This is a genomic window from Vibrio sp. 16 (genome assembly GCF_963681195.1).
Classification (GTDB): domain Bacteria; phylum Pseudomonadota; class Gammaproteobacteria; order Enterobacterales; family Vibrionaceae; genus Vibrio; species Vibrio sinaloensis_D.
In genome coordinates this window covers 60,100-80,214 of record NZ_OY808998.1, presented here as the reverse complement: position 1 = coordinate 80,214, position 20,115 = coordinate 60,100, and the positions used below count along the sequence as shown (strand labels likewise).

Here is a 20,115-nt window from a genome sequence, read left to right as displayed (position 1 = left end):
ACTTACTGAAAATTCGGCGATAAAAGTTAGCCTTTTGCAACGTTTCGGGTTCAGAAAAACGCGTACAAAAGCAGGCTAGGGCGGAAATTTTTAAAGGATAGAAATAGCAAATAGATGGCTAGTTTGCCGCATGATTAGTGCAGTCGGAAGAAAACAGCTCAGGCCAGTACATTTTTACGTAACCCACCGAAACCCAAATCACCAATCCTGTCGCGACACTTAACTCGAACAGTCCAAAATGGTGGAGCCAATGCCATTGTGGGTGATATTGCTCAAAGAAGCTGGTGAGTCGATGCATTGCAATGGCGCTGATGACAGACGGAAACGTAACCGCTGCAATAGAGGGCTGAAACTTAAGCCTAAGTAATCTGAAGTAACACAAGTAAATAAACAGCGTCATGGTGACCGCTATGCCAGCGAGAGCACCGGTAAGGATCGGGTCTGGCTGCGGAAAGTTCACTAAGTAGGTCGCCAGCGTCAGGTTAATTGGCGCGGCCATAATAGCAAGTGTGGGTCTGGCGCGTCTGGGCAGCATCCCTTCAAACATCAAGCGATAAAGTACCAGCGGCAGCATGAAAAAATAGATCGCGATACAAACTGACACCAAGGTTTCGGAGAATACGGTATGACCAAACTGAGTGCCAGCCAGTGAGCTACTGATAAGCCCAACGGGATACAAGAACCAACTAGGGACGATGTTCGATATTTTGAAGTTGGTTAATTGGAAACCAAAGAACATCACCATCATGGTGAGGTGCAGTAATAATGCCGCAAACCAAAGTGGGTAGGCGACAACGGGTGAAATCACCGCTAAATAATCGCATAGAATCAGCAGTGCCATGCTCATCGGAGCCATCAAGCTGCCACTAAGCGGGTTACGAATATCGTTAATGAATGTATTCGCATTGGTGAGGTATTTAACTAAGACAGGAAACAGCAATATCGCGCCAAGAGAGGCGAGATAGGGACGCACAAACTCACCAACTTCAGGAATATACAAGAACCACGCGTGTCCCAATCCAATAACACCCAGTGCAAGTGCGGCTTGCGATGGGGGTACACTCTGAAATTGTGTTAAGCGTCTCCAGTTCAACGACCTATTCCTACTGTGTGCGAGTAAATGCTCTAAAAATCGATCGAAGGTTTTGCGAGTTACCGATTTTTCTGCGCAGATGATAACAAGCCAAACGGTTGCGATGCAATTATCATTTCACTTCGCTAGGGAGGTCTTCCTGTCTTAACTTCTCATTTTTAAGAGTTCTGTGGAGTAATTGACTGTAGATCGGCTGCCCACCGAGCATTTGAGCAAAGACCACTGCACCTAAGCTGGTGATGATCAAAGGAAGTATCAAGTAGTAATTGTTGGTCATTTCGATGACCAACAGTATTCCTGTAATTGGCGCTCTCACGGTGGCGGCAAACAGTGCGCCCATTCCTGCAATTGCAAACATACCGGGCTCGATCATCAAGTCAGGTAACAGTTGATGCGCAATCAGACCAAACGCATAGCCAAACAAGGTGCCCAAAGCTAACATTGGCGCAAAGATACCCCCCGGAGCGCCCGAACCAAAACAGATCATGGTAGTGGCGATACGAGCGACAAAAAGCAATAGAAGAAATCCTGCGGTATAACCGCCGCTGGCAATATTAGGAATCAAGGTGATTCCGCCGCCTGTAATCTCTGGCATGTAAAGTAGAGTGATGCCGAAGAATCCCCCAATCAAGCTACCGGTAATCAAATAGCGCTTACGTTCGTTTTTGTGGATTCTGGCAAAGAAGTCTTGTGACAGTGTCACTAATTTATTGAAAACAACGCCAAAGATACCAAACATAATCCCAAGTAAGAGAAAAAGCCAAAGCGCAGGTAATTCCGGTGGCTGATACTGAGGTAAGGTAATGACGGCTGATTGCCCATTAATAGCGCGAAAGACAATATTAGCTGAAACCGCAGAAACAATGACCGCTTTTATCGAGATTAATGAATAGCGAAACTGAGGGCGCATCTCTTCAACGACAAACATAATCCCCGCTAAAGGTGCATTGAATGCCGCCGCTAAGCCACCCGCAGCGCCAGAGGCCAATAGGCTGTGTTTCGTGTCGTCATCTTTGACTCGAAAGATATCGGTTACCATGCGACCAATCGCGCCGCCCATCTGAACCGTCGGACCCTCCCGACCGAGCACCATGCCGGAGCCGAGGGTACCCATACCGCCAAAAAATTTAACGGGGATTACTCGCCACCAGCGTACCGGGCGAATTCCATCCATCGCACCTTCGATTTCAGGTATTCCTGAGCCCGCGGCTTCTGGTGCGAATCGATGCACCAAAAAATAGCCTATGAATGCCAGCGAAGCGCTAATTAAAAATGCGCTTAACCAGAGTGGTAGAGCACTCCCAATAGAATCTTTCAGCCAATCGGTACGGGTTTCAGAAACAAAGTGCACCGCCAACTCAAATAGAGTGCCAACAAAACCAGCAAGAACGCCAACGATGATAGAAAGTAACAGGACTGAAACGGGCGTTTTGTCTTTGGAGAGAAATTGATTGATCGCGTCCTTGGGTACTGCTGCGAGTAGGGACTGCTTGAATTTCTCTCTTTTTGTCATGGAGTGTTTTGCCTCGTACGATAAGCGGTGGAAATGATGTTACGGCAAATTATACGCCGGTCTATGCGTAACTATAGCGACAAGAATGGAATATTGATTTTCAAATATGACAATTTATTGAGACTCGTGGCGAATCGAGAGGATTTAATTATCGGATCGGTATCACAGAACCGATTAAATAGGGGAGATGACCAGCTTGCAAACTGGCGGTTTTGAACCATAGTTAAAGGGTAAGACAACTCGAACCAACCCGCATGGAGGAAATAGTGTCTTACCTACAATTTGGATGGATTCAATGATAAAAATTGAAAATCCTCGTTTTATATCGAGTGGCGTAAGTCGCACTCGATTCGCAGACTCACGATTGAGTAACGAGGGATAGGGCGCACTGAATGGTGCGCCTTTTGTCGTTTAGAGAGAGTCGATATTTGATATACGTTTTAGCACGCCTTCTAACTCATCCCATGGCAATAATTGGCTATCAATGACCTCTAGTCGGCTTTCAAACCCTTCAAGAGACATTTGATTCACCGAAACCACGCCATTACTAACATTGAATGCAAAGCAGCCGTTGTTCGTATTGAGAACACCTTTTACGCGTTCAGCGGTAAGGTCAGATAAAACTGAGAAAAGGTCATCAAAGTCGAACTCGACTTCAGCACCAAATATCCAGCCACAGCTAAAGTAACCCTGTCCTCTGTTTTCTTTACGGACAAAGGTTTGGTTTGGTGGCAACTGAAATTGCGGCTCTTGTTCGGCATGCTCGTGGTGATGCGACTCAACCTCATTCGACTCAGTAGGGTTTCGGCGCGGGCTATCGAGTAACTCGATTGGGAAATTGCCTTGCTTTACCAACTGGCTAAAGATTTTCGGTGGGGATTGATCGGTAACCCAATCGTTAAACGCGTCAACATCGCCCACATGACATTCATCCACCTTATTGCCGATTACAATGTCGGAGATGGATAATTGATCATTAAAGTTTTGATTCTCAAGATATTTGGGATTTGAAAGGTTACGTGGATCTACCAAGCCGATTGTGGCTCTTAGGTCGATATAATCTTTAAACTGACTTGACGTCAACGTAGCAAGAACTTTATGTGCGTGGCCAAGGCCTGTAGGTTCAACGATTAGACGATCTGGGTTGGTACGTAGCAGGGCGGTGATAGCGACAGACATAGGCACACCAGCGGCGCAACACATGCAACCACCAGGTACTTCTTTAATCAAAGCGCCTTGATCGGTCATTAGCGCGCCGTCGATACCAATTTCACCAAACTCATTAACCAGCACAGCCCAATTTTCACTTTCGGGCTTGTTCTTGAGTAGATTCAAAATGGCCGTTGTTTTCCCCGTGCCAAGAAAACCGGTGATGATGTTGGTTGGAATTCTCATAGAAAACTTCTCATTGTTTGTTTTGTTACACTATAACAAAAACTCAATCTTTGTGATCAAAAAAGGGCAGTGATGTGCTGCCCTGTTTAAGTCTTCTAGCGCTTGTTTCTGAGGTAGCGTTTGCGACGTTCCTCTTTCTTCTTCGCTTTTTCTTCTGCTTTGCGTGCTGCTTCAATCTCAACTTCAATCAGCTCTTGAGTGATCATTTCTGGTCGCTCTAGCGTGATTTGTCCAAGCGTCCCGCCTCTTAATTCATGAAGGAGAATCTCAGAGCACTTGTGCAGATCCACTCGACCTCCGGCGCGCAGTGCCCCCCGTTTGCGACCAATCTCTTCCATTAGCTCAATATCAGACTCAGGTAAGTCTTCAATTTGATAACGCTCCTGTAATCGCTCAGGGTAGGCTTGGGCTAGATATTCGACTGTGTAAAAAGCAACTTCGTCATATTCCATGGCGGTGTCTTTCACTGCGCCAGTCGCGGCCAAACGAAAACCGCTGTGTGGGTTTTCGACTTTTGGCCATAAAATACCCGGGGTATCAGATAAAACGATGCCGTTTTGCAAGTTAATACGTTGTTGACGTCTAGTCACCGCAGGTTGGTTGCCAGTGACCGCGATGGTTCTACCTGCAAGGGCATTAATGATGGTGGACTTGCCCACATTTGGGATCCCCATAATCATGGTGCGAATGTTTTTACCAATCTCTTCGCGGTGAGGAGCAAGCTTACGAACGAGCTCCATGATTTTATTCACTTCTGCTTGCTGTGACGTAGTGATGGCGATCGCTTTTACATTGTGTTCTTTCTCAAAATGATCAATCCAAAGCTGTGTTAGCTCTGGATCGGCAAGGTCTCGCTTGTTCAGCACTTTGACAACAGGTTTATCACCTTTGAGCTCGGCGATCATCGGGTTTTCACTACTAAAAGGAATGCGAGCGTCGAGTACTTCAATAATGACGTCTATTTGAGGAATCGCTTCTGCAATCTCTTTTTGAGCCTTATGCATATGGCCCGGAAACCATTGAATGGACATGGGTGTAACCTTGGTATTCTTAATTTCGCTCAATTGTAAGGGTTATAGTGCTAGAGTAAAGCGCAACTTAACCCCCAATGCGTTTGGGCGTCTCCCTCGGAGGCGTCGATTCAGACTCAAGAAATGCCAACCATTTGTCCACAGCAAGGGGTTTAGAGAAATAGAACCCTTGTGCAAGGTCGCAACCAATACCTCTTAGCGTGTTTGCATGTTCATGTGTTTCGACACCTTCAGCCACCACAGCCAAATCTAACACTTGTGCGAGTTTCATGACTGCGCAGGTGATCTCGAGATCGACATTCGAATGGCTAATGTCCTTGATAAAACTCCGATCCAGTTTGAGGCAGTCCGCGGACAAGTTTTTTAGAACAGACAGTGATGAGTACCCAGTACCAAAGTCATCGATGGCTATCTTGAATCCCTTTTGGTGGAGTCTATTTATCGTGTCGGCACAGGTATCCACATCTCGCATCATGTCGCGCTCGGTAATTTCCAGCATAAAGTCGCTCGCTGAGCCGCCTGTTTCGTCGAGAATTGCCTGAAGCTGCTCCGCAAGGTCTGACATGTAAAACATCCTGGCTGAGAAATTGATGGAAATGAGCATCTCAGGCAAAGGAACATGATGAGTTTTCCAGTTGGCAAGCAAACTTGCCACTTTGCGAAACACCCATTTATCGATCTCAATGATAAGGTCTGACTTTTCGGCGACTTCAAGAAAGCTTGCCGGGGGCAAAAGGCCAAGCGATGGATGTTGCCAGCGGACTAAGGCTTCGGCACCAACGGTTGCACCGGTATCGAGATTGACCTTCGGTTGGAAGTGTACGACCAGTTCATCATTTTTAATCGCGCGATGTAACCCGATATTGGTATCGATGAGGTCATTCACTTCTAGGGTCATCTCATCGGTGTAAACGCGGAATTGGTCTCGACCGTTTCGTTTCGCGCAGTACATGGCGGTATCCGCGTTTCTAACCAGTGTTTCACCATTGTGACCATGTGTTGGATACTCACAGATACCAATACTTGCAGAGACAAATATGGTTCGCTCCTCGATGTGATAAGGCATACGCAACGCGAGATTAAGTTTGTGAGCAATGGTTTTGCCTTGATTCAGGTCGGCGTTGTCGATAACGATCATAAATTCATCGCCACCCATACGTGCGACAAAGCCGTGACCCTCAACTTGCTCTCTGAGAATATCGGCGATCTTCACCAACAAATTGTCGCCGGCAGCATGACCCAAGGAATCATTTACGGTTTTAAACTCATCGATATCGAGGTAGAGCAAAAGGAACTTCTGCCCGCTTTGCTCAGAATCTTCAATTTGTTCAGCCAGTTTTTTGGTCGCGAGTAGACGATTGGCCAAATGGGTAAGTGGATCATGGTGCGCGAGAAAGTCGAAGTTCTTTTTTTCTTCGTTGAGATCGCTATAGGCTTCGGCGAGACGCGACGCCATGTTGTTATAGGCGTTTTCTATGTGGCTCCATTCATCACTGCGTCCAAGGTCGATCGGGTTATCTTCGCCTTCGGTAACCAAGTGGTCAAAGCCTTTTTTCAAATCTTCGAGCGGTTTTCTGATGTGGCGATTCACAACGAGGTTAACCAGTAAAACCGAGAAAAGAAACGCCGAGATACTGATGACAATGGCATTGAAGCGAGACTCTTCCATTTCCTGTTCTAGTTGATTGGTTAACGCTAGGGCTTGATTTTGCACTCTTGACTCGGTGCGCTCGACGGCTTGCAGCAACTCAGTTTGTGCTTTAATCAAGGCTTCCATTACCACCCAACGTTGCTCAAGGTTGGCTTTGATTCGTCGCAACGCCGAATTATAGCGTTTAACTGTTTTGGAGATTGCTGCTTTTTCCTCGATGACAGTGGGGCTGTCAGAGTCAACATTTTCAAGGTGGAGTAAGAAAATATCGAGCTCTTTCTCGACTTCAATAATGAGGACTTTTTCGGTCTCCGGTGTTATTCGACTATGAATATCACTGATCATTTTGCCAACGGTCAGGAAGGATTCTCTGAGCATATTGACCAGATCAAGTCCGTTGTTATAGCGCTTAAAATCGGCCGAACCCATGCTTTGGAGCTTGCTGCTCGCAATTGCCAATTCAAGCGAATCCAATTGCTGGGCGAGCTTAGTGTCGATCTTATCTGTTTGCTTTAAGATACGGTTAAGGGCAAGGGAACTGCCTAAAAACCGATGGAAGTTGTCGATAAAGGCATCAATGCTTAATGAAAACTCCTGATTGGTCGATAGGTCTCGAAGTCGTTGCAGCTGAAAATCAATGTTAAACGCCTCTTCAGACAGAGTAGTTTCACTGAAGAGAAAGGTTTGTTCTAACAGTTTTACCCGAGAGGTGAGCTCGAATACGTGACGACTGATCTCGGAGTTAACAATCAACTGTGATACGTGAGTAGAGGTTTCCTTTTTGAGTGTTGACTCAACAAAGTAGAGGGAGCGAATCACCACAAAAACCGCAATGCTCACTACTAACAAAGAGAGCATGCTAGAGATGATCAGTCGTTGGGTGATGCTGATATGTTTAAACATCATTCAGGCTTCCAAATCTTCAAGTAGGCCTCTCGGTAACCATTGTCAGGGTCATATACGCCTCTTCCACGTGCGCTAATCAGGGCGGAGACGTTGTCTGGAGTAACAAGGTGGACGGGGGCGGAATAACCACTTGGCGGCAAATTACTGAACGCTCGATTGATCTCGTCGATGATCTGCCACCCTTGGAGATAAAGCGGTTCGGGTACGGTTGCCAACTGAAATTTATCGTTGTCTATGCGCTTGTAAGCGGCTTTGCTGCCATCTCCCGCAGAAATATTGCTAGGAACGTTTGGGTATTTTTGCTGGTACGACTCCAATGAAGGAATCGCATAATCTATATAAAGATCGTTAATCGCTAATATGTGGGTGATGCGTTGCCCATATTGGCTCCACAGCGAGTCCATAGTACTGGGCATTTGTTCGGCGATTTTATCGAGATGAAGAGGTTTGACTTCAAGTAGTTCACAGCGTTTGCAACGTTTGATGGTCTCTGCCATCGCGTCTGATTTGAGAGTCGCGATTTTGTAGTTGGGATCAGTGAAAATAAGCGCGTTCGCTTTGCCATCGGAATCGACAATCGCTAATAGTGCTGCAATCTCAGCAACATCGTAAGGGTCAGTCGTTATGTTTGTGTACAAGCCATTTTCAGCACTGATACCCGCGGCTTCAGTTGCGTGCCATCCAATGATGACGATGCCTTTGCTCTGAGCGAGTAAAAGAACATCTTTGTGCCTGCTTGCATCTATCCCACCAAGGACAATCGCATCTGGCTCGAATCCAATCGCTTTGCGAATCGCTGCACCTTGGCGAACCTCCGACCCTAATCCATCAATAAATCTTAAATGCCAATCGAGGTGAGAGTTAGCTTCAGACATGCCTCTAGCGACACCATAAACGCCACCATTACGCAAATCTGAGGCGACGAATATGACATTTTTATCGTAAACCGCTCTTGGTCCCTCTATTGGACCGTCCCAAATAGCGCTGTCCGAAATGGCTTTCTCTACTTGGGTTCGTGCGTACGTAAGAAACGAGTCTTCTTCGAACGAGTCAAACTCTTGAGCGAAGACAACCACGGGTAGACACATTAGCAAGCGCAATAAATAGTTAATCATCAAAATTATAAATGGCAATCTGTATTATATTTGTCGTGTATATTTATAATAATGTTATTACACAATCAAACAATTGGTAACATTCATGATAATAAACCGACAAAAGTGGCGAGTGAGTGGTGTTTTTTCCCTTCTAAGCGCAGCGACTTTACTGTTCGTACCGAACGTGCAATCCGCGGATGATGAGGTAAGACACAGTTTCCAAACGACGGTAAGTGCCGATCCCGTTGAGCTAAGCACGCCAGTAAAAGAAGCGGTGAGAATTGCGGTCATTTACCCTAGTGCTGACATTTCCGATTTTTGGGTAAAAAACTATACCGCATTAACTAAACGGCTCTTTGCTCTAAATGTTCCTTTTCATATTGATGAGTTTTCATCAAAGCAAATCGAGCATTCTCTTCAAACCGAGTACACCAAACAAGTACTCAACGCCGAGAAACCTTATGACTTTGTTATTTTTGGTCCCTCTGAACTTGCGTTGCAAGCAGACAACATCCAAGCCTTATCGAAGTCTGACAGGTTTAAAACCTTTATATGGGCATTTCATACGCCCGTTGCTAAGTGGAAGTATCAGCCGGATGCTTGGTTCGATTTCTCTAGCGAAATGGGTGCGGAAGTGCTGTGTGACCATGTAATTAACCACCTTGGGACGGACGTTGAATTTGCAGCGAACCGAGGTATTCCGGGGATTACTGATACTCAACGCTCTCAGGGCTTTATCGACTGTGTCACTGAAAAAGGTGAGTGGCTCACCGCCTACGAACATTTTGGTCAGTACCAGAAGCTCGGAGGAGCCGATGGAGTAAGGCTTGTCCTTGATAACTTCCCTGAAGTATCGGTGATTCATAATGCAAATACCGCAATGACAATGGGCGCGATCGACGCGCTACGCGAAGCCAATCGCTTAGATGATATCTATGTGACTGGATGGGGAGGGACTGCGAAAGAAATCGAAAAGATTCGTACCGGAGAGTTAGATGCTACCCCAATGCGAATGAGTGATGATCTTGGCGTCGCGACAGCAGAAGCGATTAAGGCTCATCTAGAAGATCGGGCAAACCAAGTGCCCCTGATTTATTTGGGTCGGATTACGGTGGTGCATAACGAAATGGCTGAGCGAGAGTTGAACATGCTCACCCGTGAAGCATTTCGCTATTCTGGCGCTCAATAGCGTCGCTCAACTTTTGATTGTAATGTGTGCAAGGGACCGTGCCTGGCTAGCAAGAGGAATCAAATTTTAGTCACTTAACACGCTTAAGTGCTTAAAGTGTGATATTCATATTTTGTCATATATTGAAAAATGTTTATATTCTCGTGCTACAAATAATTACAACTAAAGTTGAGAAAAATGAGCGCTGCCCAAGAACGTGAAACATCATTGAGAGACGATGAACAACTCGTTTCTACTACCGACACAAAAGGCGTGATTACCTACAGTAATGACGCCTTTTGCCGTATTGCTGAATATCATCACGACGAACTCATTGGCCAAAACCATAACATTGTTCGACATGCCGATATGCCTAAAGCGGCCTTTGCTGATATGTGGACAAATCTAAAGCAAGGTAAAGCGTGGCGAGGCATTGTAAAAAATCGTACCAAGTCGGGCGGGTATTATTGGGTTGATGCCTATGTAACGCCAATTTATGACAACGGAACAATCAGCGGATACCAATCCGTGCGCGTTAAACCCAAGCCTGAATGGGTTCGTATTGCCTCTGCTGCGTATCAAGGCTTACTCAACGCAGAGAAAAATGGCCGGACTTGGTCACTAAAAATTTCAGATTCGGTGAGATACGTGGTGCTACTAGGCTCATTGCTTGCACCGTTAGCCTCTAATGCGTTGGAACTAGAAGGAGCATTGCAGTGGTTAGCTGGGTTATTGCCAGCTTCAGTACTTGCGTTACTGTTTAGACAAGAGCTCATTGACACGCCAAGAGAGCTTAAAAAGCTCCAAAATAAGTTTGATAGCGTCAGTCGTTTAGTTTATTCGGGGAATACACCTTTTTCGGTTGCAGATTTCCACTTAAAAATGATGTCTGCGCGCATCCGCACCGTGCTAGGGCGCATGACTGATTCTGTAAAACCGTTGCAATCACTCTCTGAAAACCTCAACTCAACAGCGGTTGAAGTATCACAAGCATTAGACCAGCAAACCACCAACATTCGCCAAGTTCGGATTGCGACCGAAGAAGTCGAAGTGGCGGCCAATGATGTATCCAATAGTACCTCCGAAGCGCACCAACTTATTGGAATTACGCTAGAGAACTGCACAAAAGCAAAAGCCAGCATCGAACAGACGCATCACAATTTGGAAAACCTAGGTGTTCAAGCTGAAAAAGCGACCGCAACGACCTACGAACTTAGTGAACAAGCGCAAAAAGTCAGCGACATGATGGAAGAAATTGGTGGCATCGCGGCACAAACTAATTTGCTCGCACTTAATGCGGCGATTGAAGCGGCTCGCGCGGGTGAGCAAGGTCGAGGATTTGCGGTGGTTGCTGATGAAGTTCGAGCGCTTTCTGGAAGAACCTCGAATGCGACGGTACAAATCAAAGAGAGTATTGACGTCATGCTGAGTACCATTGGCGCTTGGCAACAGGAAATCATTGCCAACCAAGAGCAGACAATGGAATGTGGGCATGCTGCGCAAACCAGTTCCAAACAGCTGTTAGAGGTAGAGAGCATGATGCAGTCAATGGGGCAGCTAATGAACAGCGTTGAACAAGCCGCCCAATCGCAACGCAAACTCTCTTCAGAAGTGAGTGCACATATCCAATCCATTGCTGCGACGGCTGAGCAAAACTTGGCAGCAACGTACTCAGTGAATGAGCATTCAAAAGCGCTCAATCTTCAAGTGCAAGAGTTCCATTTGCTCGCGAAGCGTTTCGAAGAGAAGTAAACGGTTGGCAGGCTCCCTCTAATTGGTTAATTTAGAGGGAGTTTTACCTTTAAGAGCGCAAATACGAATGCACGATCTTAACGCTTTGCATGTGTTGGTGACTTTACTTAACACACGCTCCACCCAGCGTGCGGCTAAAAAGCTTGGCCGTTCGCAATCCTACGTTTCTAAGGTGTTAGCCCAACTAAGGGAAGAGCTCGATGATCCTCTGTTTGTTCGGGACTCTTCAGGGCTTATGCCTACCGACTACGCATTATCGATTGAACCAAGAATCAAAAACGCCCTTGAGCAGCTTGATCTTGCATTGACTCCCGAAGAGTTCGACCCGAGTAAGTTGAGCAGAGTAACACTGCACATTGTTGAGCCTTACTTGGTCGAAATAGGCAAGGATTTAATTCAGGCGATACGCGCTGAAACCAACGCTGTTATTGAGCTGCGTCAGTGGAGCGAGCATAGCGAATCACAAATTCTTGAAGATCAGGTCGATCTGGGTTTACACGTACTTAATGATAAGCCGCAAAGTTTCTATCAAAAGAAAATCCACTCAGGAAGTGGCATCTTTGAGGGTAATCAAGAGGGCGAGTACGTCAAATTCATCATTTCTGGCATTAATGAGCATCATGACCACTTTAAGGCGCTCGACCCTAATCTGGAAGCGAGTATCGTGGTGGACAGTGTCCATCTAATCAACCAATTGATGGACGATTGCTTCACGCTACGTTACGAGCCTTACTACGATGACAAGAACTTATCGCCACTCAATTTAGATATGGCTTTGATATGTAAAGCGTCGTTAAGATCTGCGCCAAAACAGCAGTGGCTGATGGATTTGATCATCCCCATTGTTGATACTCACGTCGCCGCACGGAAAAAGACAAGAAACCAATAAGCACCCCGAAAGGTGCTTATTGAGATTTACGCTTCCTACAATGCCGATAGGTAGGATTTGTATGCTTTTAAGCGCACGGTTGCGGCACCAATGATATCCATAAAGCCGAGCGCTTCATGCGGTTTTTTCGCCGATACCCACCCAGAGCCGGTCGCACCAATAGGTACGTTGTAGCCAGCAGGCTCTTCAAATTCAATCACAATCGTACGGCCGTGACTTCCTGCATTGTTGCCGACATGTTGACGTACATGCTGTGAGCCATTAACCACTGACACTCTTGCTTCGCCCGTGCCTGCAGTCAAGCTGTGCACACGGCCGCGGAAGATTTCCCCCGGATAGGCATCGACGTAGAACTCAGCAAACTGACCAACCTCGATATTACGGTAAGTTTGGTCGGCAATGCGCATCTCAACGAACTTCTTATTGGTGTTGTAGAGGTGCATGTTACCTAAGCGCGTGCCTTCGACGATGTTAGCGATAGAGACTTGCCCATCAAAAGGCGCTCGAATTTCACGACGTTCGTTCTGCCAATTCGCCGTTGCCATTTGCGCTTCGACACTTAGGATTTGAGCATTCACCGCAGCGATCTTTGCCTCAGTCGATTCGATGCGTGTTCTCAGGTCGTCTCGTTGTGACTCTTGTGCGAAATCGTTGAGCTTAGTCAGACGGTCGAGTTGCTTTTTGTCATTGTTGACTTGGTGCGTCAGCGCGAGAATCTCAGCTTGCGCTGCGTCTTTTTGTGCCTTTAATCCATCGAGCTGCGCTGCGGTGTCTTCAGTTCTAAGCGTGTATATCAGATCGCCTTCTTTAACCATTTGATTGTGCTCAACAAATACTTGTTCGACTTCTTGGCCAACCAGCGGGCTGAGTACCGCATGGGGCGCTTTAACGGTGGTGCTATCAGTTAAATCAGCAGGTGACCAAAAGCGATGAGCGGTAAACAGTGAAAATGCGATTAGGCCGCCTATACCAACGATGATGACAGCGTTCTTTAGTGTCCAGCGAACGACGCCAGTTTTTACGAGCAACCAGCAGATAAACACATACGGTAACATGATCTCTTTCATGACTTATTCCTCTGTTGCTTTGTTTGATTGGCGACCGTTGCGGATAATGTTCGACAGTTCGGCGGCGAGTACATCCCAACGAGCGAATGCAATGATGATGGCGAGTACCCACCATGTTTTATCAATAAATAAGCCACATAGAGAAAGTGCGAATACGATTTGAGTGTGCGCACTCGACATTTTTGCAGCGCGATGGACCGCGACTTCATGCAATTGCCACATCAAATAAACCACGTAGACGAGAATGGCGACGGTGACAAAAAATATGAACCCCATAAACACTTCTGAATCGAGCAACGTCAGAATCGCGGGGTAGCCGTTTGAAAAGTACTCCTCTGGTAACTCTTTACCATGAATCGTGCCCAGTTTTGATAACAGTACAGAGGCACTCAAAAGAATGGCAATGGCGCCGATGAGCTTGATTGAATAAGAGAAAACGGTTTTGGCTATCCTTGTCAGTTTACTATCTATTCCATTAGAGCGTAGGGTCTTAGAAGGTGTGGATGACATAGTTTCGCCTTATTTATTGCTATGCCATGAGAATAACGGATGAGCGGTGTAATTTTGGAATAATCGAAATTCCAGAGCGCGAATTATGGTTTGTGCCAAGAAACAAAAAGCCCCACTCGCGTGGAGTGGGGCTTTACAAGCTATATGAGCTTTGAAGCGATTAAGCGAGAAGCTCTTTCGCTGTGTTTACTACGTTTTCAGTAGTGAAACCGAACATCTTGAACAGTTCGCCTGCTGGAGCAGATTCACCGAACGTTGTCATACCGATGATCTTGCCGCCGAAGCCAACGTACTTGTACCAGAAGTCAGCGATACCTGCTTCGATAGCGATACGTGCAGTTACGTCTGATGGCAGTACTGCTTCACGGTAAGCTGCGTCTTGTTTGTCGAATGAATCTGTAGATGGCATTGACACAACGCGTACTTGTTTACCTTCAGCTGTTAGCTGTGCTGCTGCTTCTACCGCTAGCTCAACTTCTGAGCCTGTCGCGATAAGGATAAGCTCTGGCTTGCCTGCACAATCTTTTAGGATGTAAGCACCTTTAGCGATGTTTGCTAGTTGCTCTGCATCACGCTCTTGCTGTGCAAGGTTTTGACGAGAGAAGATTAGCGATGTTGGACCGTCTTTACGCTCGATAGCCAGTTTCCAAGCGACTGCAGATTCCACTTGGTCACATGGACGCCATGTGCTCATGTTTGGTGTTAGACGTAGCGATGCCATTTGCTCTACTGGTTGGTGAGTTGGACCATCTTCGCCTAGACCGATAGAGTCGTGAGTGTACACTTGGATATTCTGAACTTTCATCAGAGCCGCCATGCGCATTGCGTTACGAGCGTATTCCATGAACATTAGGAAAGTCGCGCCGTATGGTACGAAACCACCGTGCAGAGCGATACCGTTCATGATTGCTGTCATACCGAATTCACGCACACCGTAATGGATGTAGTTACCCGATGCATCTTCAGCAGAAACAGACTTAGAGCCAGACCACATGGTTAGGTTAGATGGCGCAAGGTCAGCCGAGCCGCCTAGGAATTCTGGTAGCATAGCACCGAATGCTTCTAGCGCGTTTTGAGACGCTTTACGTGATGCGATGTTTGCAGGATTTGCTTGAAGGTCAGCGATGATTGCGTTTGCTTTCTCTTCCCACTGCGCTGGTAGTTCACCGTTTACGCGGCGTTTGAACTCTGCTGCAAGCTCTGGATATGCTGCTTCATAAGCTGCAAGTTTCTCGTTCCACGCTGCTTCCTTAGCTGCGCCTGCTTCTTTCGCGTCCCACTGCGTGTAGACATCTTGCGGAATTTCAAAAGGACCGTGCTCCCAACCTAGCTCTTTACGTGTTGCTGCGATTTCTTCAGCGCCTAGTGGTGCACCGTGACAGTCGTGTGAACCAGACTTGTTTGGTGAACCAAAACCGATGATAGTTTTAGTACAGATTAGAGTAGGGCGAGGGTCAGCTTTAGCTGCGATGATCGCTGCGTTGATCGCTTCAGGATCGTGACCGTCTACCGCTGGGATTACATGCCAACCGTATGCTTCAAAACGCTTAGGTGTATCGTCAGAGAACCAGCCTTCAACGTGACCATCGATAGAGATGCCGTTGTCATCCCAGAATGCGATTAGCTTGCCAAGACCTAGCGTACCCGCTAGAGAACATGCTTCGTGAGAGATACCTTCCATCAGACAGCCATCACCCATAAATGCATAAGTGAAGTGGTCAACGATGTCGTGACCAGGCTTGTTGAATTGTGCCGCTAGAGTTTTCTCAGCCAGCGCCATACCGACAGCGTTAGTGATACCTTGACCTAGTGGGCCAGTTGTTGTCTCGATACCTGGTGCGTAACCGTACTCTGGGTGACCAGGAGTCTTAGAGTGTAGTTGACGGAAGTTTTTCAGATCGTCGATTGATAGCTCGTAACCAGCAAGGTGTAGCAAAGAGTAAATCAGCATAGAGCCGTGGCCGTTTGAAAGCACGAAACGGTCGCGGTCAGCCCACTCTGGGTTTGAAGGGTTGTGGTTTAGGTGAGAGCGCCAAAGAACTTCAGCGATGTCAGCCATACCCATAGGTGCACCAGGGTGACCAGAGTTAGCTTGTTGAACACCGTCCATGCTTAGAGCACGAATTGCATTTGCTAGATGTTTGCGATCCATAATAAATACCGATTATTAGATTGTTTCTTAGAAAGGATGTTAAGAGGGGAACGCAAACGTTCCCCTTTTTAAATTCTGTTGATTAAAGTTTTGCTTCAATCATTGCTTCAAGTTTGCCTTGGTCAACTGCGAAGTTGCGGATACCTTCTGCAAGCTTCTCAACCGCCATTGGGTCTTGGTTGTGATCCCATAGGAACTCAGCGTGAGTCATTGGTGCTGGACGCTCTGCCGTACCTTTAGAGTCTACTAGTTTCTCTACGACTTCACCTTCAGCAGCTTCTAGCTCAGCAAGAAGTGCAGGCGCGATAGTTAGACGGTCACAACCAGCTAGCTCTAGGATTTCGCCGATGTTACGGAAGCTTGCACCCATAACGACAGTGTTGTAGCCGTACTCTTTGTAGTAGTTGTAGATCTTAGTTACAGATAGAACACCTGGATCTTCTTGAGCTTCGAAGTCACGGCCTTCTTTCGCCTTGTACCAGTCCATGATACGACCAACGAATGGCGAGATTAGGAATACGCCAGCTTCAGCACAAGCACGAGCCTGAGCGAAAGAGAAGAGTAGAGTAAGGTTACAGTTGATGCCTTCTTTCTCTAGGATTTCTGCTGCGCGGATACCTTCCCAAGTAGAAGCCAGTTTGATCAGGATGCGATCGTTAGTGATGCCCGCATCGTTGTACATTTTCACTAGTTGACGTGCTTTCGCTACGCTGCCTTCCATATCGTAAGATAGACGAGCGTCTACTTCAGTAGAGATACGGCCTGGGATAGTTTTTAGGATTTCTTTACCGATGTTTACCGCTAGCATGTCACAAGTGTCTTGTACTTGTTGCGCTTTATCAGAGCTTTGAGCTTTAGCGTATTCGATTGAAGCATCGATTAGAGGAGCATACTCTGCGATTTGAGCTGCTTTTAGAATCAGAGAAGGGTTAGTTGTTGCATCTTCTGGTTGGTACTTTTTGATTGCGTCAATTTCACCAGTGTCTGCTACTACAGTCGTTAGTTTACGAAGTTGCTCTAATTTGTTGCTCATTCCGATCATCCTATTTCATGGGTCTCATATATAGATGGCTATATATGGAGAGTGCATTTGCAAGCGAGTTAACCAATAGTATTGAACAAAAACTACCAGTTAACTTTAAACTTTTTCGCGTCAGAACAATTGTTGTGAACATTTGCTCTGTGCTTGAGTAAATGATGGGTTCATAATTATCTTAACCACGCAGAAAGTCAATCATCTAAACAGGGTTAAAGTGACATCCATCAACTATTTTTTGTATTCGTTGTTGCGCAAAATCGTGATAAACGTTTGCCCTTTATTTCCAGGGCTTGTGCGAGAAATGACATGCCCATTTTGTGAGCTGAGAATATGTCACGTAGATGAGCAAATGTTGGTATTTTGATTGCTTATGACATATGCTACAGCACTGAGCATATGTCATGTAAAAATTGCGCTTTGGAATCGAATCTATGAGTAAATCTGCCAACGAGTTGACTGACGACAACACAGACCTACTAACGGAAATCTCCGTTGCCTACTATCAAGATGGGGCAACGCAAGAGGAAATATCGAAAAAATTCTCAGTTTCCCGAGCCAAAGTGGGCCGGATGCTTAAGCAAGCACGCGATGAAGGCATTGTGGAAATCACCGTAAAATACCACCCAGTATTTAGCGCCAAAATTGAACAACGACTTATTGAACGCTTTGGCGTGAGGCGGGCGCTGATTGCTTTAGACCAACCTATCGAAGATCAACAGCGTCAGCAAGTGGCTGGCTTGGTTTCGAAATACATGGCGAGCTCAATACAAAATGGGGCGGTAGTCACCGTTGGACAAGGAAGAAACGTGTCAGCGGTGGCGCACCATGTTGGGGTTATTCCGCAACGCGATGTTAAGTTTGTCTGCGGGATTGGCGGGATTCACCCAAGAGGCGGTATGTTCAACGCAGACCACATTTGTCGTCAGTTTGCCAAAAGCTATGGAGGGTCATCAGAAACGCTTTATGCTCCGGCTTACGCTGAAAATCGCGAGCAAAAAATGGCATTCATGCAAAATGCGACAGTAAAGCAGACTCTCGACCTTGCGCGAAAGGCTGACGTGGCGCTTGTCGGCATTGGCGATATGAGTGAAAACAGCTATATGGTTGACTTAGGCTGGTTTACCGCTGATGAGGTCGTTCAGTCACGGATGCAACAAGGGGTTGTTGGTGATTTTGCCGGTTATGACTTTTTCGATATTCACGGCCAGTCTGCAAGAACAGTGATGAGTGACCGAGTAATCGGCTTAAGTATTGATGAATTTCGACCGATCTCTGAAGTGATCGCCATCGCGGCGGAAAACAGTAAACCGCTCGCGCTGCTTGGCGCACTTAGAACGGGCGTGATTGATGTTATTGCCACGAGTGTAAGCAACGCATTGACAGTGCTCAACCTTGACGAACAGATGAAGTAGAGTGTAATTCAATACATTGCTCTGCAACTTGTGAAATAGGGATGCTAAAGACATTAAATCACTCGCATCCCTATTTTGTTCAGACGCAAAAATAAATCTTCCTTGATTAATTGGTAATCAGATTAACAAGGAGAATACAATGAAAAAGACAATCGCTGCTGCCGCCTTGGCAAGTGTGATGAGCTTATCAGCTCACGCACAAGATAAAGTTGTCGCGGGCTACTTTGCTGATTGGCAATACAGTAACCCCGATAATCCTTACCAAGTCAAAGATATCCCCGCAGATAACCTTACCCATGTCATTTACGCATTTCTGAGTATGTGTGGTCCTCACACTGGCGCGAGTGAAGCGATTCAAAAACAAGTCGAAGAACACTGTAAAGGCAAAGCACCATTTACCGCGATTGTTGTCGATCAACAGGCCGCGTTAAAAGAAGACTTTGGTGCGGTGTCAGTAGAGGTTGACTACAAGGGCCACTTCGCCCAGCTCGCGCAGTTAAAACAAACTCATCCAGATCTGGTAATTTTGCCATCATTCGGTGGTTGGACAATGTCAGAACCGTTCCATGCCATGGCAAAAGATCCGAAAGCGATCGAACACTTTTCAAAAACTGCGGTTGAGCTTATTGCAAAGTATGACTTTTTTGACGGAATAGACTTGGATTGGGAATACCCTGGCGGCGGTGGTCTTACAACCTCACCGTGGAATCCAGCAACCAAGTTATCTGACGAGCAAAAAGCAACTGAAAGGGAGGCGTTCAACCATCTTGTCAAATCTTTGCGTGGTGAGTTAGACAAACTCGCGAGCCAAACCAAGCGCGAATATGAACTGTCAACCGCTGTAGGCGTTGGCGCTAAAGCGCAACAAATTGATTGGAAAACCGCGAGCCCGTATTTGACCAATATGTTTGCCATGACTTACGACTTCCTAGGTGGTTGGGGGCAGCAAACTGGCCACACGACCAATCTTCACGCTACTGAACGCAGTTGGTGGGGAATGGGCGCCGATGTCTTCATTAATCAAATGATTGAGCAGGGCATACCGAGTGAGAAACTGGTTATCGGCGCGGCTTTCTACGGTAGAGGCTGGCAAGGCACTCAAGCGTACAACGGTGAGTTGCCAAACGGAGAACTCGTTTCAGATAGCGGTGCGCAGTTCGGCACTGGAGAAAACGGCTACTTTATGTTTTGGGATCTGGTGAACAACTATGGTGCGAAGCAGGGCTACCAATACAAATACGATGAGCAAGCGCAAGCGCCGTATCTGTGGAATCCAGAAAAGAAAGTGTTTATTTCATTTGAAGATCAGCGCTCTATCAAGGCCAAAGCGAAGTGGGCTAAAGAGTCTAAGCTAGGCGGTATATTTACTTGGGAGCTGTCTGGAGACCCAAGTGGTACCTTGGTCGAAGTGATGAACAAAGAAATTCAGTAGAAACACAA

The 20,115-nt window shown here is 46.5% G+C and carries 15 protein-coding genes; 5 read left to right on the top strand and 10 right to left on the bottom strand.

All coding sequences use genetic code 11. From position 1 onward, the window contains the following. Nucleotides 1–118 precede the first annotated feature (118 nt). From U9J37_RS14590 to U9J37_RS14565, 6 genes are all read right to left on the bottom strand, one after another. A complete protein-coding gene (locus U9J37_RS14590) occupies nt 119–1,093 on the bottom strand; it encodes a TDT family transporter (protein ID WP_043886801.1) in 975 nt (324 codons plus the stop codon). A gap of 112 nt (nt 1,094–1,205) precedes the next feature. After that, the gene (gene clcA, locus U9J37_RS14585) at nt 1,206–2,606 is read right to left on the bottom strand and encodes a H(+)/Cl(-) exchange transporter ClcA (RefSeq protein WP_005471274.1); all 1,401 of its coding nucleotides are present in this window, start codon (nt 2,604–2,606) and stop codon (nt 1,206–1,208) included. A 411-nt stretch (nt 2,607–3,017) separates the two neighbouring features. Beyond that, complete coding sequence (locus U9J37_RS14580) at nt 3,018–4,001, bottom strand: CobW family GTP-binding protein (protein WP_005471374.1); 984 nt, start codon at nt 3,999–4,001, stop codon at nt 3,018–3,020. A 95-nt stretch (nt 4,002–4,096) separates the two neighbouring features. Continuing rightward, entirely contained in the window at nt 4,097–5,032 is a 936-nt protein-coding gene (gene ylqF / locus U9J37_RS14575; RefSeq protein WP_005471371.1) for a ribosome biogenesis GTPase YlqF, read from the bottom strand. 67 nt (nt 5,033–5,099) lie between these two features. Next, nucleotides 5,100–7,589, bottom strand: coding sequence for an EAL domain-containing protein (locus U9J37_RS14570; RefSeq protein ID WP_005471193.1), 2,490 nt, complete (start codon nt 7,587–7,589; stop codon nt 5,100–5,102). After that, nucleotides 7,586–8,704, bottom strand: a complete 1,119-nt coding sequence (locus U9J37_RS14565; protein ID WP_005471292.1) for a substrate-binding domain-containing protein — start codon at nt 8,702–8,704, stop codon at nt 7,586–7,588. Before U9J37_RS14565 ends, U9J37_RS14570 begins: the two co-directional genes overlap by 4 nt. An 85-nt stretch (nt 8,705–8,789) precedes the next feature. Here U9J37_RS14565 and U9J37_RS14560 point away from each other — a divergent pair, with 85 nt between their 5' ends. The 3 genes from U9J37_RS14560 (at nt 8,790) to U9J37_RS14550 (ending at nt 12,495) form a co-directional block, all read left to right on the top strand. After that, a complete protein-coding gene (locus U9J37_RS14560; RefSeq protein WP_005471337.1) occupies nt 8,790–9,875 on the top strand; it encodes a substrate-binding domain-containing protein in 1,086 nt (361 codons plus the stop codon). A 177-nt stretch (nt 9,876–10,052) separates the two neighbouring features. After that, entirely contained in the window at nt 10,053–11,606 is a 1,554-nt protein-coding gene (locus U9J37_RS14555; protein ID WP_005471267.1) for a methyl-accepting chemotaxis protein, read from the top strand. Nucleotides 11,607–11,673: 67 nt separating this feature from the next. After that, nucleotides 11,674–12,495 (top strand): LysR family transcriptional regulator, encoded by an 822-nt coding sequence (locus tag U9J37_RS14550; RefSeq protein ID WP_005471392.1) that lies wholly within the window; start codon nt 11,674–11,676, stop codon nt 12,493–12,495. Between the two features lie 35 nt (nt 12,496–12,530). On the opposite strand, the gene U9J37_RS14545 is transcribed toward U9J37_RS14550, so the two are convergent. The 4 genes from U9J37_RS14545 to tal form a co-directional block, all read right to left on the bottom strand. Then, nucleotides 12,531–13,562: an HlyD family secretion protein gene (locus U9J37_RS14545; protein WP_005471236.1), complete on the bottom strand. Its 1,032-nt coding sequence runs from the start codon at nt 13,560–13,562 to the stop codon at nt 12,531–12,533. 3 nt (nt 13,563–13,565) lie between these two features. Beyond that, nucleotides 13,566–14,072: a hypothetical protein gene (locus U9J37_RS14540; protein ID WP_005471228.1), complete on the bottom strand. Its 507-nt coding sequence runs from the start codon at nt 14,070–14,072 to the stop codon at nt 13,566–13,568. A 160-nt stretch (nt 14,073–14,232) separates the two neighbouring features. Continuing rightward, a complete protein-coding gene (gene tkt / locus U9J37_RS14535) occupies nt 14,233–16,224 on the bottom strand; it encodes a transketolase (RefSeq protein WP_005471202.1) in 1,992 nt (663 codons plus the stop codon). 82 nt (nt 16,225–16,306) lie between these two features. Next, a complete protein-coding gene (gene tal, locus U9J37_RS14530; protein ID WP_043886803.1) occupies nt 16,307–17,257 on the bottom strand; it encodes a transaldolase in 951 nt (316 codons plus the stop codon). Between the two features lie 437 nt (nt 17,258–17,694). Between tal and U9J37_RS14525 the strand changes: the two genes are divergently transcribed. Together U9J37_RS14525 and U9J37_RS14520 are read left to right on the top strand one after the other, a co-directional pair. After that, nucleotides 17,695–18,675, top strand: coding sequence for a sugar-binding transcriptional regulator (locus U9J37_RS14525; RefSeq protein ID WP_005471332.1), 981 nt, complete (start codon nt 17,695–17,697; stop codon nt 18,673–18,675). A gap of 139 nt (nt 18,676–18,814) precedes the next feature. Beyond that, nucleotides 18,815–20,107 (top strand): glycoside hydrolase family 18 protein, encoded by a 1,293-nt coding sequence (locus U9J37_RS14520; RefSeq protein ID WP_005471298.1) that lies wholly within the window; start codon nt 18,815–18,817, stop codon nt 20,105–20,107. Nucleotides 20,108–20,115: the final 8 nt, after the last annotated feature.